The 18,995-nt window shown below is 60.1% G+C and carries 17 protein-coding genes and 3 tRNA genes; 3 read left to right on the top strand and 17 right to left on the bottom strand.

Annotated elements, in window-relative coordinates; all coding sequences use genetic code 11:
• Positions 1-13: 13 nt before the first annotated feature.
• The 4 genes from folE to tilS are packed head-to-tail and all read right to left on the bottom strand — an operon-like array spanning position 14 to position 4,323.
• Entirely contained in the window at positions 14-604 is a 591-nt protein-coding gene (gene folE, locus EII30_RS02610) for a GTP cyclohydrolase I (protein ID WP_124885776.1), read from the bottom strand.
• 1 nt (position 605) lies between these two features.
• Entirely contained in the window at positions 606-2,663 is a 2,058-nt protein-coding gene (gene ftsH, locus EII30_RS02605) for an ATP-dependent zinc metalloprotease FtsH (protein ID WP_233569250.1), read from the bottom strand.
• Positions 2,664-2,700: 37 nt separating this feature from the next.
• Positions 2,701-3,255 (bottom strand): hypoxanthine phosphoribosyltransferase, encoded by a 555-nt coding sequence (gene hpt, locus EII30_RS02600; RefSeq protein ID WP_124885775.1) that lies wholly within the window; start codon positions 3,253-3,255, stop codon positions 2,701-2,703.
• Positions 3,256-3,288: 33 nt separating this feature from the next.
• Positions 3,289-4,323 carry a tRNA lysidine(34) synthetase TilS gene (gene tilS / locus EII30_RS02595; protein ID WP_124885774.1) on the bottom strand — a complete coding sequence of 345 codons (1,035 nt, stop codon included), beginning with the start codon at positions 4,321-4,323 and terminating at the stop codon, positions 3,289-3,291.
• A gap of 121 nt (positions 4,324-4,444) precedes the next feature.
• Here tilS and ppa point away from each other — a divergent pair, with 121 nt between their 5' ends.
• Positions 4,445-4,936 carry an inorganic diphosphatase gene (gene ppa, locus EII30_RS02590; protein WP_124885773.1) on the top strand — a complete coding sequence of 164 codons (492 nt, stop codon included), beginning with the start codon at positions 4,445-4,447 and terminating at the stop codon, positions 4,934-4,936.
• Positions 4,937-5,104: 168 nt separating this feature from the next.
• On the opposite strand, the gene EII30_RS02585 is transcribed toward ppa, so the two are convergent.
• The 11 genes from EII30_RS02585 to EII30_RS02530 all read right to left on the bottom strand — a co-directional run bounded on the left by EII30_RS02585 (position 5,105) and on the right by EII30_RS02530 (position 14,041).
• Positions 5,105-6,439, bottom strand: a complete 1,335-nt coding sequence (locus tag EII30_RS02585; RefSeq protein ID WP_124885772.1) for a M23 family metallopeptidase — start codon at positions 6,437-6,439, stop codon at positions 5,105-5,107.
• 318 nt (positions 6,440-6,757) lie between these two features.
• Positions 6,758-7,669 (bottom strand): glycine betaine ABC transporter substrate-binding protein, encoded by a 912-nt coding sequence (locus tag EII30_RS02580; protein WP_370266890.1) that lies wholly within the window; start codon positions 7,667-7,669, stop codon positions 6,758-6,760.
• 106 nt (positions 7,670-7,775) lie between these two features.
• Positions 7,776-8,441 carry an ABC transporter permease gene (locus tag EII30_RS02575; RefSeq protein WP_124885771.1) on the bottom strand — a complete coding sequence of 222 codons (666 nt, stop codon included), beginning with the start codon at positions 8,439-8,441 and terminating at the stop codon, positions 7,776-7,778.
• The gene (locus EII30_RS02570; RefSeq protein WP_124885770.1) at positions 8,438-9,238 is read right to left on the bottom strand and encodes an ABC transporter permease; all 801 of its coding nucleotides are present in this window, start codon (positions 9,236-9,238) and stop codon (positions 8,438-8,440) included. Before EII30_RS02570 ends, EII30_RS02575 begins: the two co-directional genes overlap by 4 nt.
• Positions 9,238-10,143 carry an ABC transporter ATP-binding protein gene (locus EII30_RS02565; RefSeq protein WP_124885769.1) on the bottom strand — a complete coding sequence of 302 codons (906 nt, stop codon included), beginning with the start codon at positions 10,141-10,143 and terminating at the stop codon, positions 9,238-9,240. Before EII30_RS02565 ends, EII30_RS02570 begins: the two co-directional genes overlap by 1 nt.
• Positions 10,144-10,332: 189 nt before the next feature.
• A tRNA-Phe gene (locus EII30_RS02560) sits at positions 10,333-10,405 on the bottom strand.
• Between the two features lie 56 nt (positions 10,406-10,461).
• A tRNA-Asp gene (locus EII30_RS02555) sits at positions 10,462-10,535 on the bottom strand.
• Positions 10,536-10,573: 38 nt separating this feature from the next.
• Positions 10,574-10,646 (bottom strand) — tRNA-Glu (locus tag EII30_RS02550).
• 152 nt (positions 10,647-10,798) lie between these two features.
• On the bottom strand, positions 10,799-11,092 hold the full coding sequence (locus EII30_RS02545) for a hypothetical protein (protein ID WP_124885768.1): 294 nt from the start codon (positions 11,090-11,092) through the stop codon (positions 10,799-10,801).
• Between the two features lie 102 nt (positions 11,093-11,194).
• A complete protein-coding gene (locus tag EII30_RS02540) occupies positions 11,195-12,502 on the bottom strand; it encodes a M18 family aminopeptidase (protein WP_199731549.1) in 1,308 nt (435 codons plus the stop codon).
• Between the two features lie 9 nt (positions 12,503-12,511).
• On the bottom strand, positions 12,512-14,041 hold the full coding sequence (locus tag EII30_RS02530) for a M17 family metallopeptidase (RefSeq protein WP_124885767.1): 1,530 nt from the start codon (positions 14,039-14,041) through the stop codon (positions 12,512-12,514).
• A gap of 82 nt (positions 14,042-14,123) precedes the next feature.
• On the opposite strand from EII30_RS02530, the gene EII30_RS02525 reads away from it, so the two are divergent.
• The gene (locus EII30_RS02525; protein ID WP_124885766.1) at positions 14,124-14,846 is read left to right on the top strand and encodes a VIT1/CCC1 transporter family protein; all 723 of its coding nucleotides are present in this window, start codon (positions 14,124-14,126) and stop codon (positions 14,844-14,846) included.
• Positions 14,836-15,657, top strand: a complete 822-nt coding sequence (locus tag EII30_RS02520; protein WP_124885765.1) for a LysR family transcriptional regulator — start codon at positions 14,836-14,838, stop codon at positions 15,655-15,657. The genes EII30_RS02525 and EII30_RS02520 overlap by 11 nt, the downstream gene beginning before the upstream one ends.
• Here EII30_RS02520 and pip read toward each other — a convergent pair.
• Entirely contained in the window at positions 15,620-16,591 is a 972-nt protein-coding gene (gene pip, locus EII30_RS02515; protein ID WP_124885764.1) for a prolyl aminopeptidase, read from the bottom strand. The genes EII30_RS02520 and pip overlap by 38 nt on opposite strands.
• Positions 16,592-16,740: 149 nt before the next feature.
• A complete protein-coding gene (locus EII30_RS02510; protein WP_124885763.1) occupies positions 16,741-18,798 on the bottom strand; it encodes an acyl-CoA dehydrogenase in 2,058 nt (685 codons plus the stop codon).
• Positions 18,799-18,995: the final 197 nt, after the last annotated feature.

Genomic DNA, 18,995 nt, shown 5'->3' with positions numbered 1-18,995 from the left:
CGTCCCCCTCACACTAGTGAGCGGCACCTTCTCTTTTTTCACCGATCAGAGCCATCAGCTCTGCCCTCCGCAGCGGCTCCCTCAGCTCCCCGCAGGCAGCAACGGTGACCGCGGTTGCGCTGGTCTGCCGTGATCCACGATCGCGCATACAGCCGTGCACCGCCTCGATCACAACCAGCACACCGCGCGTCGCAAGCGCGCTGTCAAGCGTGGTCATAATCTGCTCACCGAGCCGCTCCTGCACCTGCGGTCTGCTCGCGAGCACACTCACCAGCCGCGGCAGCGCACCAAACCCGACAATCTGGGTGCTCGGCAGATAGGCGATGTGCGCAACACCCTTGAACGGTAGCAGGTGGTGTTCACAGAGCGACAGCAGCTCAATATCTTTCACGAGCACCGCCTCGCCGCCGCTTGTGTCCGGCAGCGGATCCCCGAGCACACTGCTCGGGTCGACGCCCACGCCCGAGCACAGCTCTGCGTAGCTCGCCGCAACCCGCTCGGGGGTGCTCCTCAGCTCGGACCGGTCAGGATCCTCGCCGATTGCGATAAGCAGCTCACGCACCGCAGCAGCGGCACGAGAACTGTCGAAGCCGCGCGTAGCCATGCTAGTTGTTTTCACTCTCGGGGTTCGCAGCGGCACCCGCAGCACCAGGCGCAGCATCCGGGGCAGCACCCGCAGCACCCGGCACAGCCGAATCCGCCGCAGCTTCCGGCGCTGCCGGAGCGACCGGCGCCTCCGCGCTCACCGACTTCGGCACCGCAACCGGCGGCAGATCCGAAACCGGACGCTTCTCGCTCGACAGCCACTGCGGCCGCGGCGCAATCTTCTTCACGTCCTTGAAGATCTCAGCAACCTGGTTGTGGTCCAGCGTTTCTTTCTCCAGCAGTTCAAGCGCCAGCCGGTCAAGAATATCGCGGTTCATCGTCAGAATCTCGTACGCCTCATTGTGCGCCTGCTCCAGAATCTCACGCACCTCATCATCAACCTGCTGCGCAACACTCTCGGAGAAGTTCCTGGCGGTGCCGAACTCACCCAGGTACGGTGACGACTCCGACTCGCTCAGCTTCACCGGCCCGAGCTTCGCGCTCATGCCGTACTCAACAACCATCTTGCGGGCGGTTGCGGTCGCCTTCTCAATATCGTTTCCTGCTCCCGTGGTTGGATCGTGGAACACCAGCTCCTCAGCAACCCTGCCGCCGAGTGCGTAGGCGAGCTGATCCTGCAGCTCGTTACGGGTCACCGAGTATTTATCGTCAATCGGGATCACCATCGTGTAACCGAGCGCGCGACCGCGCGGCATAATCGTGATCTTCGTGACCGGATCACTGTGGTTGAGGCCTGCAGCAACCAGCGCGTGACCGCCCTCGTGGTAGGCGGTGATCAGTCGCTCCTGATCCTTCATAACCCTGGTGCGACGCTGCGGACCGGCCATCACCCGGTCGATCGCCTCGTCGAGGGCCCGGTTGTCGATCAGGTCAGCGTTAGAGCGCGCCGTCAAAAGCGCTGCCTCGTTCAGCACGTTTGCGAGATCCGCACCGGTAAAGCCTGGGGTTTTACGGGCAACAACGTCAAGATCAACGTTGTTGGACAGTGGCTTACCCTTCGCGTGCACCTCTAGAATCTTGCGGCGGCCCTTCATGTCTGGGGCGTCAACACCGATCTGCCGGTCGAAACGTCCCGGACGCAAAAGCGCCGGATCCAGCATGTCTGGACGGTTGGTTGCGGCAATCATAATCACGTTTGCCTTCGGGTCAAACCCGTCCATCTCAACCAGCAGCTGGTTGAGTGTCTGCTCACGCTCATCGTGGCCGCCGCCCATGCCGTTGCCGCGGCGCTGACCGACCGCGTCGATCTCGTCAACGAAGATAATCGCTGGCGCGTTCTCTTTCGCCTCTTTAAACAGGTCACGGACGCGGCTCGCACCGACACCAACGAACATCTCAACAAAGTCGGATCCCGAGATGGAATAGAACGGCACACCCGCCTCGCCCGCTACCGCGCGAGCCAGCAGGGTTTTACCGGTTCCCGGAGGGCCGTAGAGCAGAACACCCTTGGGCACGCGCGCACCAACCGCTTGGAAACGCTTCGTGTCCTGCAGGAAGTCTTTAATCTCCTCAAGCTCCTCAACCGCCTCGTCCGCTCCGGCAACATCGCTAAAGCGCACCTGCGGGGTTTCTTTGCTCATCAGTTTCGCTTTTGACTTGCCAAACTGCATCATGCGGTTACCGCCGCTGCCCATTGAGCTGATCATCCACCAGAACAGACCACCGATAACCAGGATCGGCAGCAGAATGCTCAGCAGTGACCACCAGGCGCTCGGCTGCGGCACCTTATCGGTGTAGCCGTCTTTCAACTCTGCCTTGGTGACGGCGTCAACAACCGCCTCACCGCGCTGCTCAACATAGTAGAAGTGGACAGCGGTTGTGCCGGTTTTTTTATCCGCCTTGGTGAGCTCCAGGTTGACGCGCTGTTCACCGTCAATCACCTGCGCCCGCTTCACGGTGTCACCGGCGAGGATCGCCAAACCGCGCTGCGTTGACACCTCCGGGTTTGCGCCGTTCATCAACAGCGACCACCCGAGCAGCACCAAAACAGGCGCTAAAATAACGTAGATCCAGGGACCGCGAAACAGCTTCTTTGGTTTTGCTTTTGCCTCGGCCAAGTAGGCTCCTTATGAAATAACTCTTGCTAAAAACTCGTTACGAATAAACGTGCGGTGAGAGCACTGCAACATCGCGCAGGTTGCGATACCGCTCAGCGTAGTCAAGCCCGTAGCCAACAACAAACTCGTTTGGGATATCAAAACCAAGATAGTCGACGTCGATAACAACCTTCAATGCCTCCGGTTTGCGCAGCATCGTGCAAATTTTCACGTCCTTTGCGCCACGGCTCAAAAGGTTATCCTTCAACCAGGCGAGCGTCAGCCCGGAGTCGATAATGTCCTCAACAATCAGCACCTCACGGCCCGTCACATCCTGGTCGAGATCCTTCAGAATCTTGACAACACCGGATGATTTGGTGCCCGAACCGTAGCTTGAGACGGCCATCCAGTCCATCTCAGCTTGGAAGCTCAGTCTGCGCGACAGATCAGCAACAACCATCACAGCGCCCTTCAAAACACCCACCAGCAGCGGCGGTTGTTTACCTGCGTAGTCAGCGTCAATCTGTTTTGCCAGCTCGTCTAACCGCTCATGCAGTTGCCCTTCGGTGTACAAAACTCGCTGCAGCTCATCACCAAGATCGCTCGCGCGCATGTTGTTCCTTTGCTCAGATAAACCAATACTCCTCTATGTTATAGCCCCAGGCTTAAAGAAAAGCCTGTTAGCCGCTCGCTGCACGCGAACACCCTCAAGCTCCAGCTGTTTCTGTCCCCGCCAGTGGTGGATCAGCCGCACAACCTGCTCGGTGTGGTTTGCGCTGAGGCTCACCCCCGCCGACCGCCTAGCCGCCTCCCGCACAATCCGCTTCAAAAGCGCCGCCGGTTGGCCCTCGATGCTGCTGACATCCAGACAGTAATTAACCTCGGGGGGCAGCGGATCCGCCTCGGTTGCGACTATCTCGGCTGCGTCGACGAGCGGTGGCACCAGCTGCGCGAAATAGTCTGCGTCATCTCGTGCCTGCTGCGCCGTTCTAACAAGCGACTGGGCAACGCCCGGGCCAAGCTGCTCCTCCAGAAACGGCAGCACCCGCCGCCTCACCCGCACTCGCAGAAACCGCTCATCCTCGTTGTGTGGATCCCGCCACGGCTGAATCTGCTGGGCAGCGCAGGCCGTTTCAATCGTCGGCCTGTCGAGGTCCAGGAAGGGGCGCAGGATTTGGCCGCGGGCGGGGGCGATACCGGCGATTGCGCGGAGCCCGGATCCACGCGCTAAACCGAGCAGCACCTGCTCGGCCTGGTCGTTCTGGTTGTGGCCGAGCAGCAGCACATCGTTGTCTCCGAGCTGCTCGCTAAACACCGCAAAACGTGCCGCGCGGGCTGCCGCCTCAAGCCCCTCACCACGCTCTGTGACGGTGACCCGCACCGTTCGCACGTCACGAACCAGCAAATCCCGTGCCTGCTCAGCCGCTCTGGCGGCGACCTGCTCCGAGTCGGGCTGTAGTCCGTGATCCACAATAATGGCGGCGCAGTTAACCCCGAGCCGCTGCGTCACAAACGCGGTTGCGGCGAGCAGGGCGAGTGAATCCGCGCCGCCGGAGAGTCCAACAAAGACGGTGCCGAGTCTCTCGGGGCTGCCGTCTGCGTAGCGGGTGAGACTCTGATAGACGGCGTTTCGGGTGAGCGCGGTCGCCGGGTGGAGACTCGGTCGCAAGAGTGGCTGCATAGCATGCCCCCCGTTCTGTTTGCTTGTGCTGTTTAGCTAACGGCCGGTTGTTTGCCTGGTGGCTTGAGCACAGTAGACTATTAGGGATTGTAATAATACTTAATCACACTTAGGAGAGATAATGGCGAGCTATGATGCAGTAATTGAGATCCCCAAGGGTAGCCGCAACAAGTACGAGGTTGACCACGAGACCGGTCGCGTCTACCTGGATCGCGTGCTCTACACCAACTTTGTCTACCCAACCGACTACGGTTTCTTTGAGAACACCCTGGGTGAGGACGGTGACCCGCTGGACGTGCTCGTGCTGCTCGACTACCCGGTTTTCCCCGGCGTTGGTGTGAAGGTGCGCCCGGTTGGTGTGCTGCGGATGAGCGATGAGGCCGGCGGTGACGACAAGGTTATTGCTGTGCAGCACAAGGACCCACGCTGGCAGCACATTCAGGACGTAAACGACATCCCGGAGTACACCCGGAAAGAGATTGAGCACTTCTTCGAGCGCTACAAGGATCTCGAGCCTGGCAAGTTTGTGAAGGTTGACGCCTGGGGCAGCGCAGCTGACGCTGAGCAGCTAATCCAGGAGGCGATTGAGCGCCTCGCTGCGTCAGACCACTAACGGCCAGTTACGCGAAAACGCGGCTCGGTGAAAAAGCTCACCGGGCCGCGCTCTTTTTACGCTTAGCCCCTAATCTAGCCCCTAACCTAACGCCTAACCAGCTTTGGGGGTGCCGCGGCCGGATCCAGCAGCAGCTAGCGACCTTTAGCCGGCACAGGCTGGCTCCTGCTAGTTCAAGTAAACGCCGCGGGCCGCCATAAAGTTGTATGGGTTCTGCGCAACGCCGTAAACGCGGGTCGCAAAGTGCAGGTGGTTACCGGTTGCCAGACCGGTCATACCAACGTAACCGATAATCTGGCCCTGACCAACCCACTGACCGTAGCCAACCGCTGGCGCGGTAACCATGTGACCGTACCAGGTGTGAACACCCGCGCCGTGGTCAATAAACACCGCGTTACCGCCGAGCCTGTCCCAGCCAGAGAAATAAACCCTGCCGGATGCTGCCGCGTAGATCGGGGTCCACGCTGGCGCTCCCAGGTCATGCCCGTCGTGTCCGTAGTAGCAGAGGAACGGGCAGGTTGTGCGGTAGCTGCCAGCGGGAAGCGGTGCGGACCAGCCTCCCGATGATGCAGGCGGTGCAACAACAACGCCACCGCCGCCACCGCCGCCGCCACCGCGGCTGCCGCTGTTTGCGGAGGCTGCTGCGGCCGCAGCCCTGCGCCGGGCTTCCTCAGCCGCTGCGGCTGCCTGGCGGGCAGCCTCTTCTTCACGGCGACGCCGCTCCTCCGCCTCAATCCGTAGGCGCTCCTGGTAGCCGGCAACCGTTGTGGTTGTCTGGTCTTTCAGCGCGGCAAGCTGCGCCTCCAACTCTCGCTGGTTATCCTCGGCCTGTTGCTGCCTAACACGAGCATCTTCAACGGCTTTACCCGCGTTCTGATACTCCTGCTCTGACTCCTGCCACAGCCGCTCACGCTCCGCTTCAGCCTCCTCAGCCTGCTTGCCGAGCGAAACAGCGGTGTTCATCGCCTGGGTTGCATCGTCTGAGAGTTTCGAGTTGCGCTCGGTTGCCTTTGACATGCTCGCGAGTCTGTCGAGCAGCGCATCGGCGGTGTCGGCGTCGCTGTCAATAAACAGCTCAAGGTTCCGATCCACACCGCCTGACCGGTACATCTGTGACACAATCGAGGCCGCTGACTGGGCTGTCGCCTCAGCCTTCTGCTGGCTCTCGCTCGCCTGCTCTTGCAGACGCTGTGTCTTTTGGTCGGCGGCGTTGAACTCCTCCATCGCCGCCGCGGCCTTCGCCTGCGCGTCAACAGCCGCCTGCTGCAGGGTCGCCACCTCTGACTTCACCTGCTCGATCAGTCCCTCAATCTCGGTAACCTTCTGCGCCGCTGCAGCCTCGTTAGCCTTCGCCGCCTGCACATCATCCCAGGTCGGCAGATCAAGCGCCGCCGCCGGGGAGGCGTTAAACTGCTGCGCAACCGCGCCGGTTCCGGTAATCGCAAACACCAGCGCGCCGGCAACCCCGGCCCTTAATATCTTCTTTTTTAACGCTTCAGCCACCCATTTCTCCTCTGCCAAAACTGGCTAAACACCCATTAGCTGCGGTAATCGCAACGCCTAAACGCCGCAATTAAACCAAGAGTCAAGACAACATTAAAGCTGTGCATGAGACTTTGCTACTGACCTAACCTAGCATTATGTGCGCGAATTTTCTAGTTTATGGGCGGTCTGTTACCAGACACTCAGCTTGTTTTTGGCGCAAAGGTACCGCGGGTGGATCCGCTCCCACCGAGATTTTCCCGCTGGGAAGCAACCGGGTCGTCCCGGCCGTCACCCGCTTAAAGGTTCTGCAACCGGTCTAAAGGTCCTGTAGTCAGTCTAAAGGTTCTGCAACCAGTCCCTCGCGATCACATCCGGGGAGAGCTGCTCGTTAACGCTGCGGGCGTTCAACTGCACCAGGTCATCCGCGGTGAGTGCCTCGCTGACACGATTAACCACCTTGGCTGCCTTCGGGTCCAGATCCGCACTGGCAAGCGGCACTACGTGTGACGCGAGAAACAGGCCGGCGGTGTCCTCCAGCGCCACCAGATTATTGGTTTTAATGCTCGGATCAGCGGTGTAAATAATGGCGAGCTGAATATCGTTGTCCTGCAGCGCCTTCACGGTCAGCGATCCGCCGCCGTCCTCAATAGGGGTGAAACCAACGCTCACGCCGTAGCTCTCCTGCAGCCCCTTCGGGCCGTTCGGCCGCTGCTCCGCCTCCGAGTTAGCGCCGAGGGTTAGCGGATCCGTCACCCGCTGCAAATCCTCGATCGACCGCAGATTCCAGGTTTTCGCAAACTCCTCGGTAACGACATAGGAGTCCTGGTCGGTTGCCGGTGACTGGTCCAAAACCTGCAGATCGTCAGGCGTCGCCTGCTGCAGCGCCTGATAAACATCATCGCTCAGCCGCGCCTCGGTGTCAGCCTCCCAGTACTGCAGGAGCGGACCGGTGTACTCCGGGAACAGGTCGATTTTGCCCGCTTCGATCTCCGGCAGATAGATTTCTCGCTGCCCGATCCGGAACTGCCGGTCAACGCTGAAACCTTCCGCTTCCAGTGCCTGGGCGTAAATCTCGGCAATAATCTCGTTTGAGTAGTAGTCCTGCGAGCCGATCACAATGGTTTCTTCACCGTCACCCTGATTGCCCGTTGAGAGCGGATCCCCGCTGCCGCACCCCGTCAATAAAGCAGCCGCGGCAGCAAAACCAACCAGCCCCGCAAATACCCTGCGCATGTTTGAGTTAGACACCGTTATTACCTCCGCTTTGCTTGTTGGGTTTACTAAACCGTTCTGCGGTGCCGAAAAACCAGCTCGCCCGCCCAAAACGGTTCGTTAGCTTAACCAGCCTAGTGGCTTAAACTGAGAGTGCAAACCGGCGTTTTGCCAGGTGCTGCAGCCCCGCAAGCAGCAGTTCAGCGGTTAACGCGAGCAGCGCAACCAGCAGGGATCCGCCCAGCATCTCGGCGTAATCACGCGATTTTAGGCCCGCAAACAGGTACCTGCCGAGGCCCAGATCGGCGACGTAGGCGGCGAGTGTTGCGGTTGCGATAACCTGCAGCACGGCGGCGCGAAAACCGCCGATAATAATCGGCAGCGCAAGCGGCAGTTCAACCCGCAGCAGCACCTGGCTGCTGCTCATACCGATCGCCTTCGCGGCCTGCGGCAGTTCACGGTTAATCGCCTGCACACCCGCGTAGGCTCCCGCCAGCAGCGACGGAATTGCGAGCACCACGAGCGCGATAACCGGTGCAACGGCGCCGATTCCCACGACCAGCCCGACGAGCGTTAAAACACCGAGCGTGGGGATCGCTCGCGCCGCGCCGGTGACACCGCCGATGAGACCGGCACCCTTCCTGGTGTGCCCGATCAGCAGACCAGCCGGGATCGCGATTAGGCTCGCGCAGAGCACCGTCACCGCTGTGATGGCGAGGTGCTGGGTGAGACGCACCGGGATGCCCGAGCTGCCCTGCCAGTTTTGTGGATCGCTGATCCAGGCGAGCGCGTCCAGCAACAGGTTCACAGCGCCTCCCCTCGGTCTGCGGTGTTCACTGGCACACCGCGATGTTCAACGGATCCCGCGCACGCACCACCTCGGTCGGTGGGTGCTGCGGATCCTTCGCCTGCGATAGCGGATCGCACGGGTGACTGCTCTGCGGATTCGATGGCCTCACAGCGGCTTCTCCTACTCCGCCACTGCCACGGCGCGAGCACCCGCCCGCACAAAAGCAGTAGCGCGTCACACAGCAGCGCCAAAATAAGCGTCGCCGCAATACCGGTTATCACCTCAGCGGCAATGCCACGCTGGAATCCATCAGTTAGCAGACTGCCGAGACTCGGGATCCCGAGCAGCGAACCGATAGTTGTCAGCCCGATCGTTGACACGGTAACAACCCGCACCCCGGAGAGCAGCACCGGCACGGCGAGCGGCAGCTCAACCCGCCACAGCATCGCCGTTTTAGAGTAGCCAAGCGCCATCGCTGCATCGCGCGCAGCGGCGGGCACAGCACTAAAAGCGTCGGCGGAGGTTCGCACCAAAAGCGCGACACCGTAGACCGTCAGCCCGATCACCATCACCGCGCCCGAGCGCAGTGGCACCCCAAAAATCACCGGTATCAGAATCAGTAGCGGCAGCGCCGGAATCGCGTAGAGCAGCGAGGTTAAAACCAAAAGCGCTCCGCCAACCCGCGGTAGTCGGTATGCGAGCCGACCGATCGGCACCGCGATCAGCACACTCAAAAGCACCGCCGGAACGCTCAACAGCAGATGCTGCCAGGTTAGCCGCAGCACACTGTCGAGGTTGTTGAGCAGCCACTCCATTAGGCGCTCGCCTCCGCGGTCAGCTGATCTCTAGCCTGCCCCTGCGCTGCCTGCAAGTCGCCCTCTGCCTGCCCCTGCACGGCTGCCGGTGACTGTTCCTCACCGAGCAGACCGAGCGGCCTGCCGGTTGCGTCAACAACGTATTTCACACCGCCGCGCGTCACCGTTGTTAGCCTGCGGTCGCTGCGATCAAAACCGATAAAGTCACGCACAAAATCATCCGCCGGTTCACTAACCAGCTGCTCAGGCGTGCCTATTTGCGCAATCTCACCGGCGTTTTTTAGCACAACAACGGTGTCGCCAAGCAGCAGCGCCTCATCAATATCGTGGGTGACAAACACAACTGTTTTCCCAAGCTCCGCCTGCAGCCGCATCAGCTCCAGCTGCAATTCTCGGCGGACGATCGGATCCACCGCGGCAAATGGCTCATCCATCAACAGAATCTGAGGATCCGCAGCCAGCGCCCGCGCAACACCGACACGCTGCTGCTGCCCACCCGAGAGCTCCCGCGGGTAGCGTTTGGCGAGTTTGGGATCCAATCCCACCCGTTCGAGCAGTTCCAGCGCCTGTAAGCGCGCGGTTTGTTTGGCGGTTCCGTTGAGTCTCGGCACCGTTGCAACGTTGTCTTGTACGGTGCGGTGCGGCAGCAGGCCGCCGTGTTGCATAACATAGCCGATACTGCGCCGCAGCTTGACCGCGTCGGTTACTTGCACGTCTTGACCGGCGATTAAAACCTGACCTTTGCTCGGTTCAACCATCCGGTTGATCATCCGCAGCAGTGTGGTTTTACCTGACCCGGAGGAGCCGACGAACACGAGCGTCTGACCCTCCGGTATTTGCAGCGAGAAGTCCCGAACGGCAGCAACCCCGCCGTAGTGTTTTGAAACGGATTTGAACTCGATCATGTCTGTCTCTCATCCTTGCTTTTCGGGATCCCCCGGGCAGCACTCGGGGATCTCACTGTGGCCGGGGATCTCCCGACTGTTCGAGGATACATTAGCTTCTTGAGTATCTCCCGACCCCGCACACCATCTGGCGTTAGATTAGAAACACTAAATCCCGTGAATCCTTTACGACTCACGGGGTTTAACCGGTGGCTCCGACCGGTGTCGATCCGGTGACCTTCCACTCTTCAGGCGGACGCTCTACCAACTGAGCTACAGAGCCGAGCAGACGTGCCGCTCGGATAAAGAAACCCTTCAAATTGAAGGGTTCTCTACCTGCGACCCTGACGGGACTTGAACCCGCGACCTCCGCCGTGACAGGGCGGCGCGCTAACCAACTGCGCCACAGGGCCATGCTTAACATGCTATTCAATTGTGTTTTTGGCGATAGTGACCCCAACGGGATTCGAACCCGTGTTACCGCCGTGAAAGGGCGACGTCCTAGGCCACTAGACGATGGGGCCGGATTGCGCCTGGACGCTATCTTTTCGCCTTAAAAATATTACGACAGATTCAGAGGTGAGCGCAAATCGACTCAGCGGGCGGCGGTCAAATCCGCATGATTTCAGGGGTTTTATGGGCGTGTCGCAGCGACTGAGGGCCGCTCTAACGCCCCTCAGTTGCCGCTGCCGAGCATCCGCTGCACACTGTGGGTTGACAGGTTGCTGTGAACCATCGGCCCCATAGTTGTGCGCTGCTCAAAGGTGTAACCCATCTGTCCCTGGCTTAGCATCCCGATCATGAACGGGTCTTTCGCGTCCCACAGGATCCAGGTCGGCTCACCGGCAACGTTAACCCCAAGATAGGTAACCTCAACCGCTTTTTCACCGATCCGCTGCACGGTCGGCACGAGTGTGCGCGTGCTGAAGATTGGTTCTATCGCCCCCGAAGACTGCTGACTGTTGCTCATGATCCACCCCACAATTGTTTAGCTAACACTCTAAATACTAGCAATCCAGACGCAGAATCACCGCAAAAACAGCCGCAAATCAGCGAAGCTTGCGCAAAGTTATTACTGCCCCCTAAAGAACTCTCGCGCCACCTCTGCTAATCCATAGAGGTCATCAACGTGTGAGAGCTCCCGGCAGCTGTGCATCGACAGCAGCGGCGCCCCAACATCAACCGTGTTGATGCCGGTTCGCTCAGCCGTGATCGGCCCGATTGTGCTACCGCACGGGATTGTGTTGTTCGCCACATAGTCCTGCGACTCCACACCTGCCGCCTCACACAGGGCTCGCCATTTGGCGGCCCCCAAACCGGTTGTTGCGTAGCGCTGGTTAGCGTTGTGCTTCAGCACCGGCCCTTTACCCGGCTGGGGTCTCGTCTCTGGATCGTGATGCCCCGCGTAGTTTGGGTGCACCGCGTGGCTCGCGTCCGCCGAAATAACCCACGAAGCGGCGAGCGAACGCTGCGCTGCCTCGGTGTCAGCCCCGATCAGCCGCTGCAGCCGCTTAATAACCCCCTGCAACAGTGGGCCACCAGCGCCTGTTGTGCTGCCGGATCCAACCTCTTCATGGTCGAATACGGCGAGCACCGCAATGCTCTGCGGCGCCGGGGTCTGCGCGATCAACGCCGCAAGCCCTGCGTAGGTTGAGCTGAGGTTGTCTTGGCGCCCTGCAGCAAACAGCTCCCGGTGTGCGCCGATCCGCGCCGGCAGCTGTGTGTCAGCGAGTGACACATCCCAGGCGGCAAGCTCAGTGACGGGGATTCCCGCCGCGTCCGCCAGCAGCTCGGCAACATCAACCTCGCCAACCCCGATAATCGGCTGCGTGTGCAGCTGCCGGTCAAGCTTCAGCCCGTTGTTCACCTCACGGTCGAGATGCACGGCGAGCTGCGCGATCCTGGCAACCGGCCCGGTGCGGATCAGCCGGCAGTTACCGGCGCTGTCAAACACCCGCCCCGCGAACTCGAGGTCGCGATCCAGCCAGGAGTTGAGCAGCACACCGCCGTAAACCTCAACGTTTGCCTGCGCCCACGACTCGGTTTTCCGGTTCGGGTTCGGCTTCAGCACAAACCCTGGTGAGTCGCTGTGCGCGCCCCAAATATTGAAGGGGGTGTGGGGCAGCGGATCCGCCCCCACCCGCCATGCAATAATCGCGCCGTCGCGCAGCACAAAGCCCGCAGAGTCGGCAATACCGGAGCTGTTTTGCTGGGCGATTTCTTCCCAGTCCTCGGTCAGCCCGTACTCGCTAAACCCGGCCGCTTTTAACTGCTCTGCAGCATTTGCGGCCGCGTGAAAAGCGGTTGGGCTGGCGGCAATAAAGTCGCCGTACCGGTCAATATAATCGTCAACTGTTGCGGTGCTCTGTGCTGCTGTCACGCGATCGACCTACTTTGACTCGCCGCCCACGCCCGGAACACCACCGGCGTTAACCTGGTCGCCCGGGTTGGTGAAGTTCTGTGCGAACTCAGCCAGCAGTCGCGCACCGAAACCGGTGGATCCGGCGCTGCGCCACAGGTCATCGCTGTCTACCTCCATCGGCCCTGCAATATCGAGGTGACCCCACGGAGTGTCGCCGGCGAACTCCTGCAGGAACAGTGCCGCGGTGATCGCACCACCGTAGCTGCCTCCGATGTTGGCGATGTCAGCAACCTTGGACTTCATGGATTTGCGCAGTCGCGAGTCAAGCGGCAGCTGCCAAACCACCTCATCGGTTGCAACCGCCGCGGTTTTCAGCTGTTTAGCGAGTTCGTCGTTGTTTGCGAACACGGCAGCGGTTTCAGCACCCAGCGCCATCATTGCAGCACCGGTCAGAGTTGCGATGTCAACAACCGCGTCAACTTTCTCTTCTACCGCGAGAGCGATACCGTCACCCAGCACGAGGCGACCCTCGGCATCAGTGTTGCGCACCTCTACGGTTTTACCACCGCGCATGATGAGCACGTCACCAAGTTTTGTTGATGAACCCGAGGGCATGTTGTCGGTACACATCAGCCAGCCGGTGACCGCGGTTTTCACACCAAGGTCTCGCAGCGCAGTCATTGCTGAGAGTACAGCGCCTGCGCCCATCATGTCCATTTTCATGGAGCAGTGTGAAGCGTTTGATGGCTTCAGGCTGATTCCACCCGAATCGTACATAATACCTTTACCAACAAGCCCCAGGTGGCCGGTTGCGTCGGCTGGTTTGTAGCTGACCTTGATAAGGCGCGGTTCCTCAACGGATCCGGCGTTCACACCCAGAAGACCGCCGAGGCCGAGCTCCTGAATCTGCTTACGGTCGAACACCTCAACTGTGAAACCTAACTCTGGACCGAGCTTTTCTGCGATCTTGGCGAGCTGTGTGGCGTTGAGGTGGCGCGGTGGAGTATTGCCCAGATCGCGCGCCAAAAGCGCAGCGCGGGTTAGCACCGCGGCGCGGTCAATTCCCTGCTTAGCTACCTCATCGTCAGAAACAACGATGAGTTTGCTGAGCGAAACGGTGTCAGCCTCGGTTTTTAGCACGTCGTAGCGGTAGCGTGCCAATACAACACCCTCAACGGCTGCCTGCGCGGCTGCCTCCGAGGTGAGATCACCGGTTAGCTCTGCGAGGTTGAGAGCCAGGCTGTCGCTCTTTGCTGCCGCGCGAGCGAAAACGGCTGCTGCGTTACGCGCATCGGCAACGGTTTTCACACCCTCGCCGACACCAACAAGCACCCTTGTCACCTCCCCTGGCAGCACCAGGCTCTGCTCTGCTTTACCCTTGAAACCTGCGGCGGCGAGCTGCTCACGGGTGACAGCAACATCGGCGGGCAGATCTCCCTCAGCTGGGACAAAAACAGCGACCGTGGCGTCTTTATCTGCTTTGGGTTTGAGCTCCACCTGCGCTGGTGACTCGAGAGACGGAATCGGATTAAATTCTGGATTAATGATTACGTTCATAACACTCAACCTTACCCCCAGTTGCCAAAATTCTGCTGTAAAAAGTATCCCCTAAACCGTGAAGAGTTGTTAGAGTTAAAACATGCCCGCAATGAACATCGCAAAACCCCACATCTACGATCACTCACACGCCGATGTTGGCGCGGGGTGGCTGCGCCCAGCAGTGTTTGGCGCTATGGACGGGCTTGTCTCTAACATCGGCCTAATCACCGGCATTGCCGCAGCGGGTGCCAGCCCAGGCACCATGGTGATAACCGGCATTTCAGGCATGATCGCGGGCGGTGTGTCTATGGCGCTCGGCGAATACACCTCGGTGAAAACCCAAAACGAACAGCTCGACTCGGAGGTGCGCGTCGAAAGTGACGCGCTGAAACGCAACCCGCGCGGCGAGGAGCTGGAGCTTGCTGACCAGTTTAAACAGCTCGGTATGACAGAAACTACCGCAAAACAGGCGGCTCGTGAGGTGCACGCCAACCACGACAGCGCGCTGCGTGTTCACCTCGCCAACGAGCTCGGTCTCAGCCTCGACGACCGCCAGTCTCCGCTGGTTGCCGCGCTCGCCTCCTTCTTCGCGTTCAGCATCGGGGCGCTGGTGCCGGTGCTGCCGTTCCTGTTCGGGCTGAGCTCGGTCTGGGTTTCTTTAGCGTTTGGTGGATTCGGCCTGCTCATCGCCGGGGCGCTCGCCGCGAGATTCAGCAAGCGGAAGCTAATGGGCGGGGCTGTCCGGCAGCTGGTGCTCGGAACGGTCGCGGTTGGTGTCACGTTTGCGATCGGCAAACTGATGGGTGTTAGCGGTGTCGGGTAGTTTACGGCTCGGGTTTGTGCGCGGATCCGCCCCCACCAAGTGGGCGAGAAGGTGGCAGGAGGCGCAGCCCGAGAGCCCCTTGGAGCTTGTGCCGCTAGACGAGTCACCGCTCAACTCCCCCGCCGGCCAGGAACTGCTTGCGAGCGGCGGGTTGCTGCTGGTGCGTGGCGCGAGCACAGAACCTCCGCGGTTTGCGGATCCGCTGCACGCGGTTCGCCTGTATGACGAGGCTGTTGCGCTCGTTACAACCGCCGATGCGGAGCTTGGTGAGCTTCCCGAGATCAGCGACCTGAATCTGCTGCGCGGCGTCACACTACTCCAGCATCCGGCTCACAATCCGCTGTGGCCGAAGGCTTCGCCGTGGCAGGATCCGAGCTGGGAACCGCGCACCGCGGCGGAACTGGCTGAACTGGTCGCCACCGGTGAGGACGCTGCCCTGCTGCCGCTGCCGCTGGCACGCCACACCGCGAAACACAAACAGCTGCGGGTTATTCCCGTCGCCTCCGAGCTCGGTCTCGCACAGACCGCGATCTGGGCGGTCTGGTTGGAGAGGCACAACAGTGATGAACTGCAGAACCTGGTTGGGGTTCTTCGAGGTAGACGCGCCGCCTCAAGCAGGCAGGCAGCGCCGGTGGGTGGATCCGCGCCCAAAGCCCGCAAGGTTACTGTGCAGCGCGCAAAGAGCACAAAGAAAACCCCGCCGCCCGGTTCACGCGGCGAGCAGCTTTTGCGTGCAGCGCAGAAGAACCAGAGGCGGCAGGGCGGGAAGTCGGCTACTGCCGGGAAGCGAACTCGTCGGTCGCGTTCATAAGCGCGGTTCTGATTCCCGGTTCGATGCTGGCGTGGCCGGCGTCGGGCACCATCACAAACTTTGCGTGCGGCATCTGCCGGTACAGGTCCCAGGCGGTTTGCGGCGGTGTGCAGGCGTCGTAGCGTCCCTGCACGATCACGGTCGGAATGTTTTTCAGCTTCACCGCGTCACGGATCAGCTGACCATCCTCCATCCACCCCTTGTTGAAGAAGAAGTGGTTTTCGATGCGGGCGAAAGCAACCGACCAGAAATCGTCCTCAGCGGCCTGTTTAACGAATTTTTCGTCAACGAAGAGGCTGGTTGTGCTCGCCTCCCAGATGGACCAGGCAAGCCCCGCCGGAACGTGGATAGCGGTATCCGGGTTAAACAGCCTGCGGTTGTATGCAGCGATCAGATCGTCGCGATCTTCCTCCGGGATCGGCTCCAGGTAGGTCTCCCAAAAATCCGGGAAAAGGTGTGAGGCACCCTCCTGATAGAACCACCTGAGCTCTGATTCGCGGAGTGTGAAGATGCCACGCAAAACCAGCTCAGTGACCCTGTCGGTGTGGGTTTCGGCGTAAGCGAGCGAGAGGGTTGAGCCCCAGGATCCACCAAACACCTGCCATTTGTCGATGCCGAGGTGCTCACGCAGCATCTCAATGTCGGCGACGAGGTGCCAGGTTGTGTTGGCGCTCAGGTCCGCGTCGGGTTCACTCGCGTGCGGCCGTGATTTGCCGCAGCCGCGCTGGTCGAAAAGGACTATGCGATATTTCTCAGGATTGAAGTAGCGGCGCATACTCGCGGTTGAGCCGCCGCCCGGCCCACCGTGCACAGCAACAACCGGTTTGCCATCGGGGTTGCCTGACTGCTCATAGTAGAGGCTGTGGCCGTCGCCAACCTCGAGCATACCGTGGTCGTAGGGTTCGATTTCAGGATAGAGTTCACGCGTTGTCATAGCTAACAGTCTATCTATTTCGCCGGTTAGCGCCTAGCGTTGCGGCTGCGGGAGGCGCGACAGCGTATATAAAAACCAGGCCCTGCTAAGCGGGGTATACTCAGCAGAGCCTGGATTTCTTTACTGCACTAGGGGCAGGATTTACACGCCTAGCTTAACGACTTCTCCGACACGGGCAGGTTGCCGTCCTGCCGCTGTTTCTCAACATACTCCTGCGCCTCCCGCTGCCGTTCCGCCTCAATTCCAGTGGCTATCTCGGCGCGCAGCAGTTCATCGGTGAGCCCAAAGGCGTCAACTAAATCGAGAGCCTGGGTGCGGATCCGCTGGCACAGCCTGTCAATGTAGGCGGTGACCGCAGAAACCCGCTGTCCGCTGAGGATACCGTGCTGCAGGTACCAGGCGGCGTTGTCTTCAAACAGTTTGAAAGCAAACAGATCACGCAGCCAGGTGATCACCGTGCGGGTGTCACCGCTAAACTGCTCAACCGCCTCAGTAAACGCCTCCCACTGTAAAAGCTCAGCGTGCGCCTTAGCCGCGGCAATCAGTTTCGCCTGATTCGCGTTAAACGCCGCCTCTTTGGCTGCCTTGTCTCTGGTCTTTGGCATCGCGAACGCAATCTCAGAAATCATGGTGTTGACGCGCTGGCTCAGCAGCTGATGCTGTGTTTCAGGGTTTTGCAGGGCGTCAATCGCACGGGAGGTCTGTCCAAGATCCGCAACATCCTGCGCAACCTGCCTCAGCCCAAACTTAGCGATCCCCTCAGCAACCCGCTGCTGCGCTACCTTAGCGGCTACGGTACGGGGGCTCTCACCCTGGAACTGTTTAGCGAAGTCGGTCAGCAGTCGCTTACCCACCAGCTGCAGCAGCACATGGTTGTCGCCCTCAAAGGTGACGTAGATATCAAGATCCTGATACCAGCTGGTCAGCCGGTTCTTCGCAATAAACCCGGCGCCGCCGCATGCCTCCCTGGCGGTCTGCAGTGTGTCGAGCGCTGCCCAGGTCGACAGCGGTTTCAGCGCCGCCGCGAAGGTTTCAAGATCCTGCCTAGAGGTGTCGGTGTCGTTAACACCCGAGAACACCTCGTCAAAGAATCGCAGCAGTTTCTCGTGTGCAAACTGCATCGCGTAGCTCTGCGCCAGTCGCGGCAGCAGCCGTCGCTGGTGGAGCCCGTAATCCAGCAGCACCCGTTCTTTCCCGTCTGCGCCCGGGAACTGGCGCCGCTCACTGCCGTATTTAATCGCGATTGTCAGCGCCGCCTGCATCACATTAACTGCGGCACCGTCGAGCGAAACACGCCCCTGCACAAGCGCTCCAAGCATCGTAAAGAATCTCCGACCGGGTGATTTAATCGGTGAACTGTAGCTGCCGTCAGCAGCAACGGTGCCGTAGCGGTCAAGCAGGTTGGTGCGCGGGATCCGCACGTGAGTAAAATGCAGTCGCCCATTATCAATACCGTTGAGGCCGCCCTTGTAACCGTCATCCTCCGCGCCAACTCCGGGCAGCAGCTCCCCTTCCGGGGTGCGGATCGGCACGAAGAACGCGTGCACACCATAGTTGACGCCGCCGGTGATCAGCTGCGCGAACACAACCGCAGCCTGCCCGTGCAGTGCTGCGTTGCCGAGGAACTCCTTCCACGCCGCACGATACGGGGTGTGGATCTCAAACTCCTCCGTCTCAGGATCATAGGTCGCCGTTGTTGCGATGGAGGCAACATCGGAGCCGTGACCGATCTCCGTCATCGCGAAGGCACCGGGCAGCTTCAGGGTGAGCACATCCGGCAGCCATTTATCGTGGTGTGGTTTGGTGCCGAGGTGCAGAATCGCCGCCCCAAACAGACCCCACTGCACACCGCTTTTGATCTGCAGTGACGGATCCGCAAAAACCAGCTCGCCGAACGCAGCCAGGTTACCGCCCTGGTTGTCGGATCCACCGTATTCAACCGGGAAGGCGCGCTGCACCGCCCCCGCATCAGCGAGATACTGCAGGCGTTTAAGTGTCAGATCGCGATTCTCTTCAAGGCTGAGCCCGTAAACCGTGTGGTATTTACTGTCTGAGGCAACCGCGCGCGACTCCAGCCGCTCCTTCTTCCACTTGCCCATGAGCGCGTCATTAACCGCGGCAATATCAATTTTTGGCGCGGATCCTGCTGCCTCTTTGCTGCTAACTTCAGTGTTGTCAGCAGCGGTTTTGCTGTTTTGCTGTGTCATTTTGCACCGTCGTTTCTGCGCTCTAACCTGCGCTGTTGTGTTGCTGCTTTGCGGCTTTGCTTAGAAACGATACGCAACCCACCCCAAAGACGCAAATATCTCCGCTGGGTGACACAAGTTTATCACTCCCCAGCGGAGATATTTTGGAGGAATCCTACAAACTAAACAGTTTTTTGTTGTAGCTTGCTGCAATATAT

The organism is Leucobacter sp. OH1287, from assembly GCF_003859945.1.
Lineage (GTDB): Bacteria > Actinomycetota > Actinomycetes > Actinomycetales > Microbacteriaceae > Canibacter.
The sequence above is the reverse complement of the archived record's forward strand: the minus strand, read 5'-3'. Positions and strand labels throughout refer to the sequence as shown.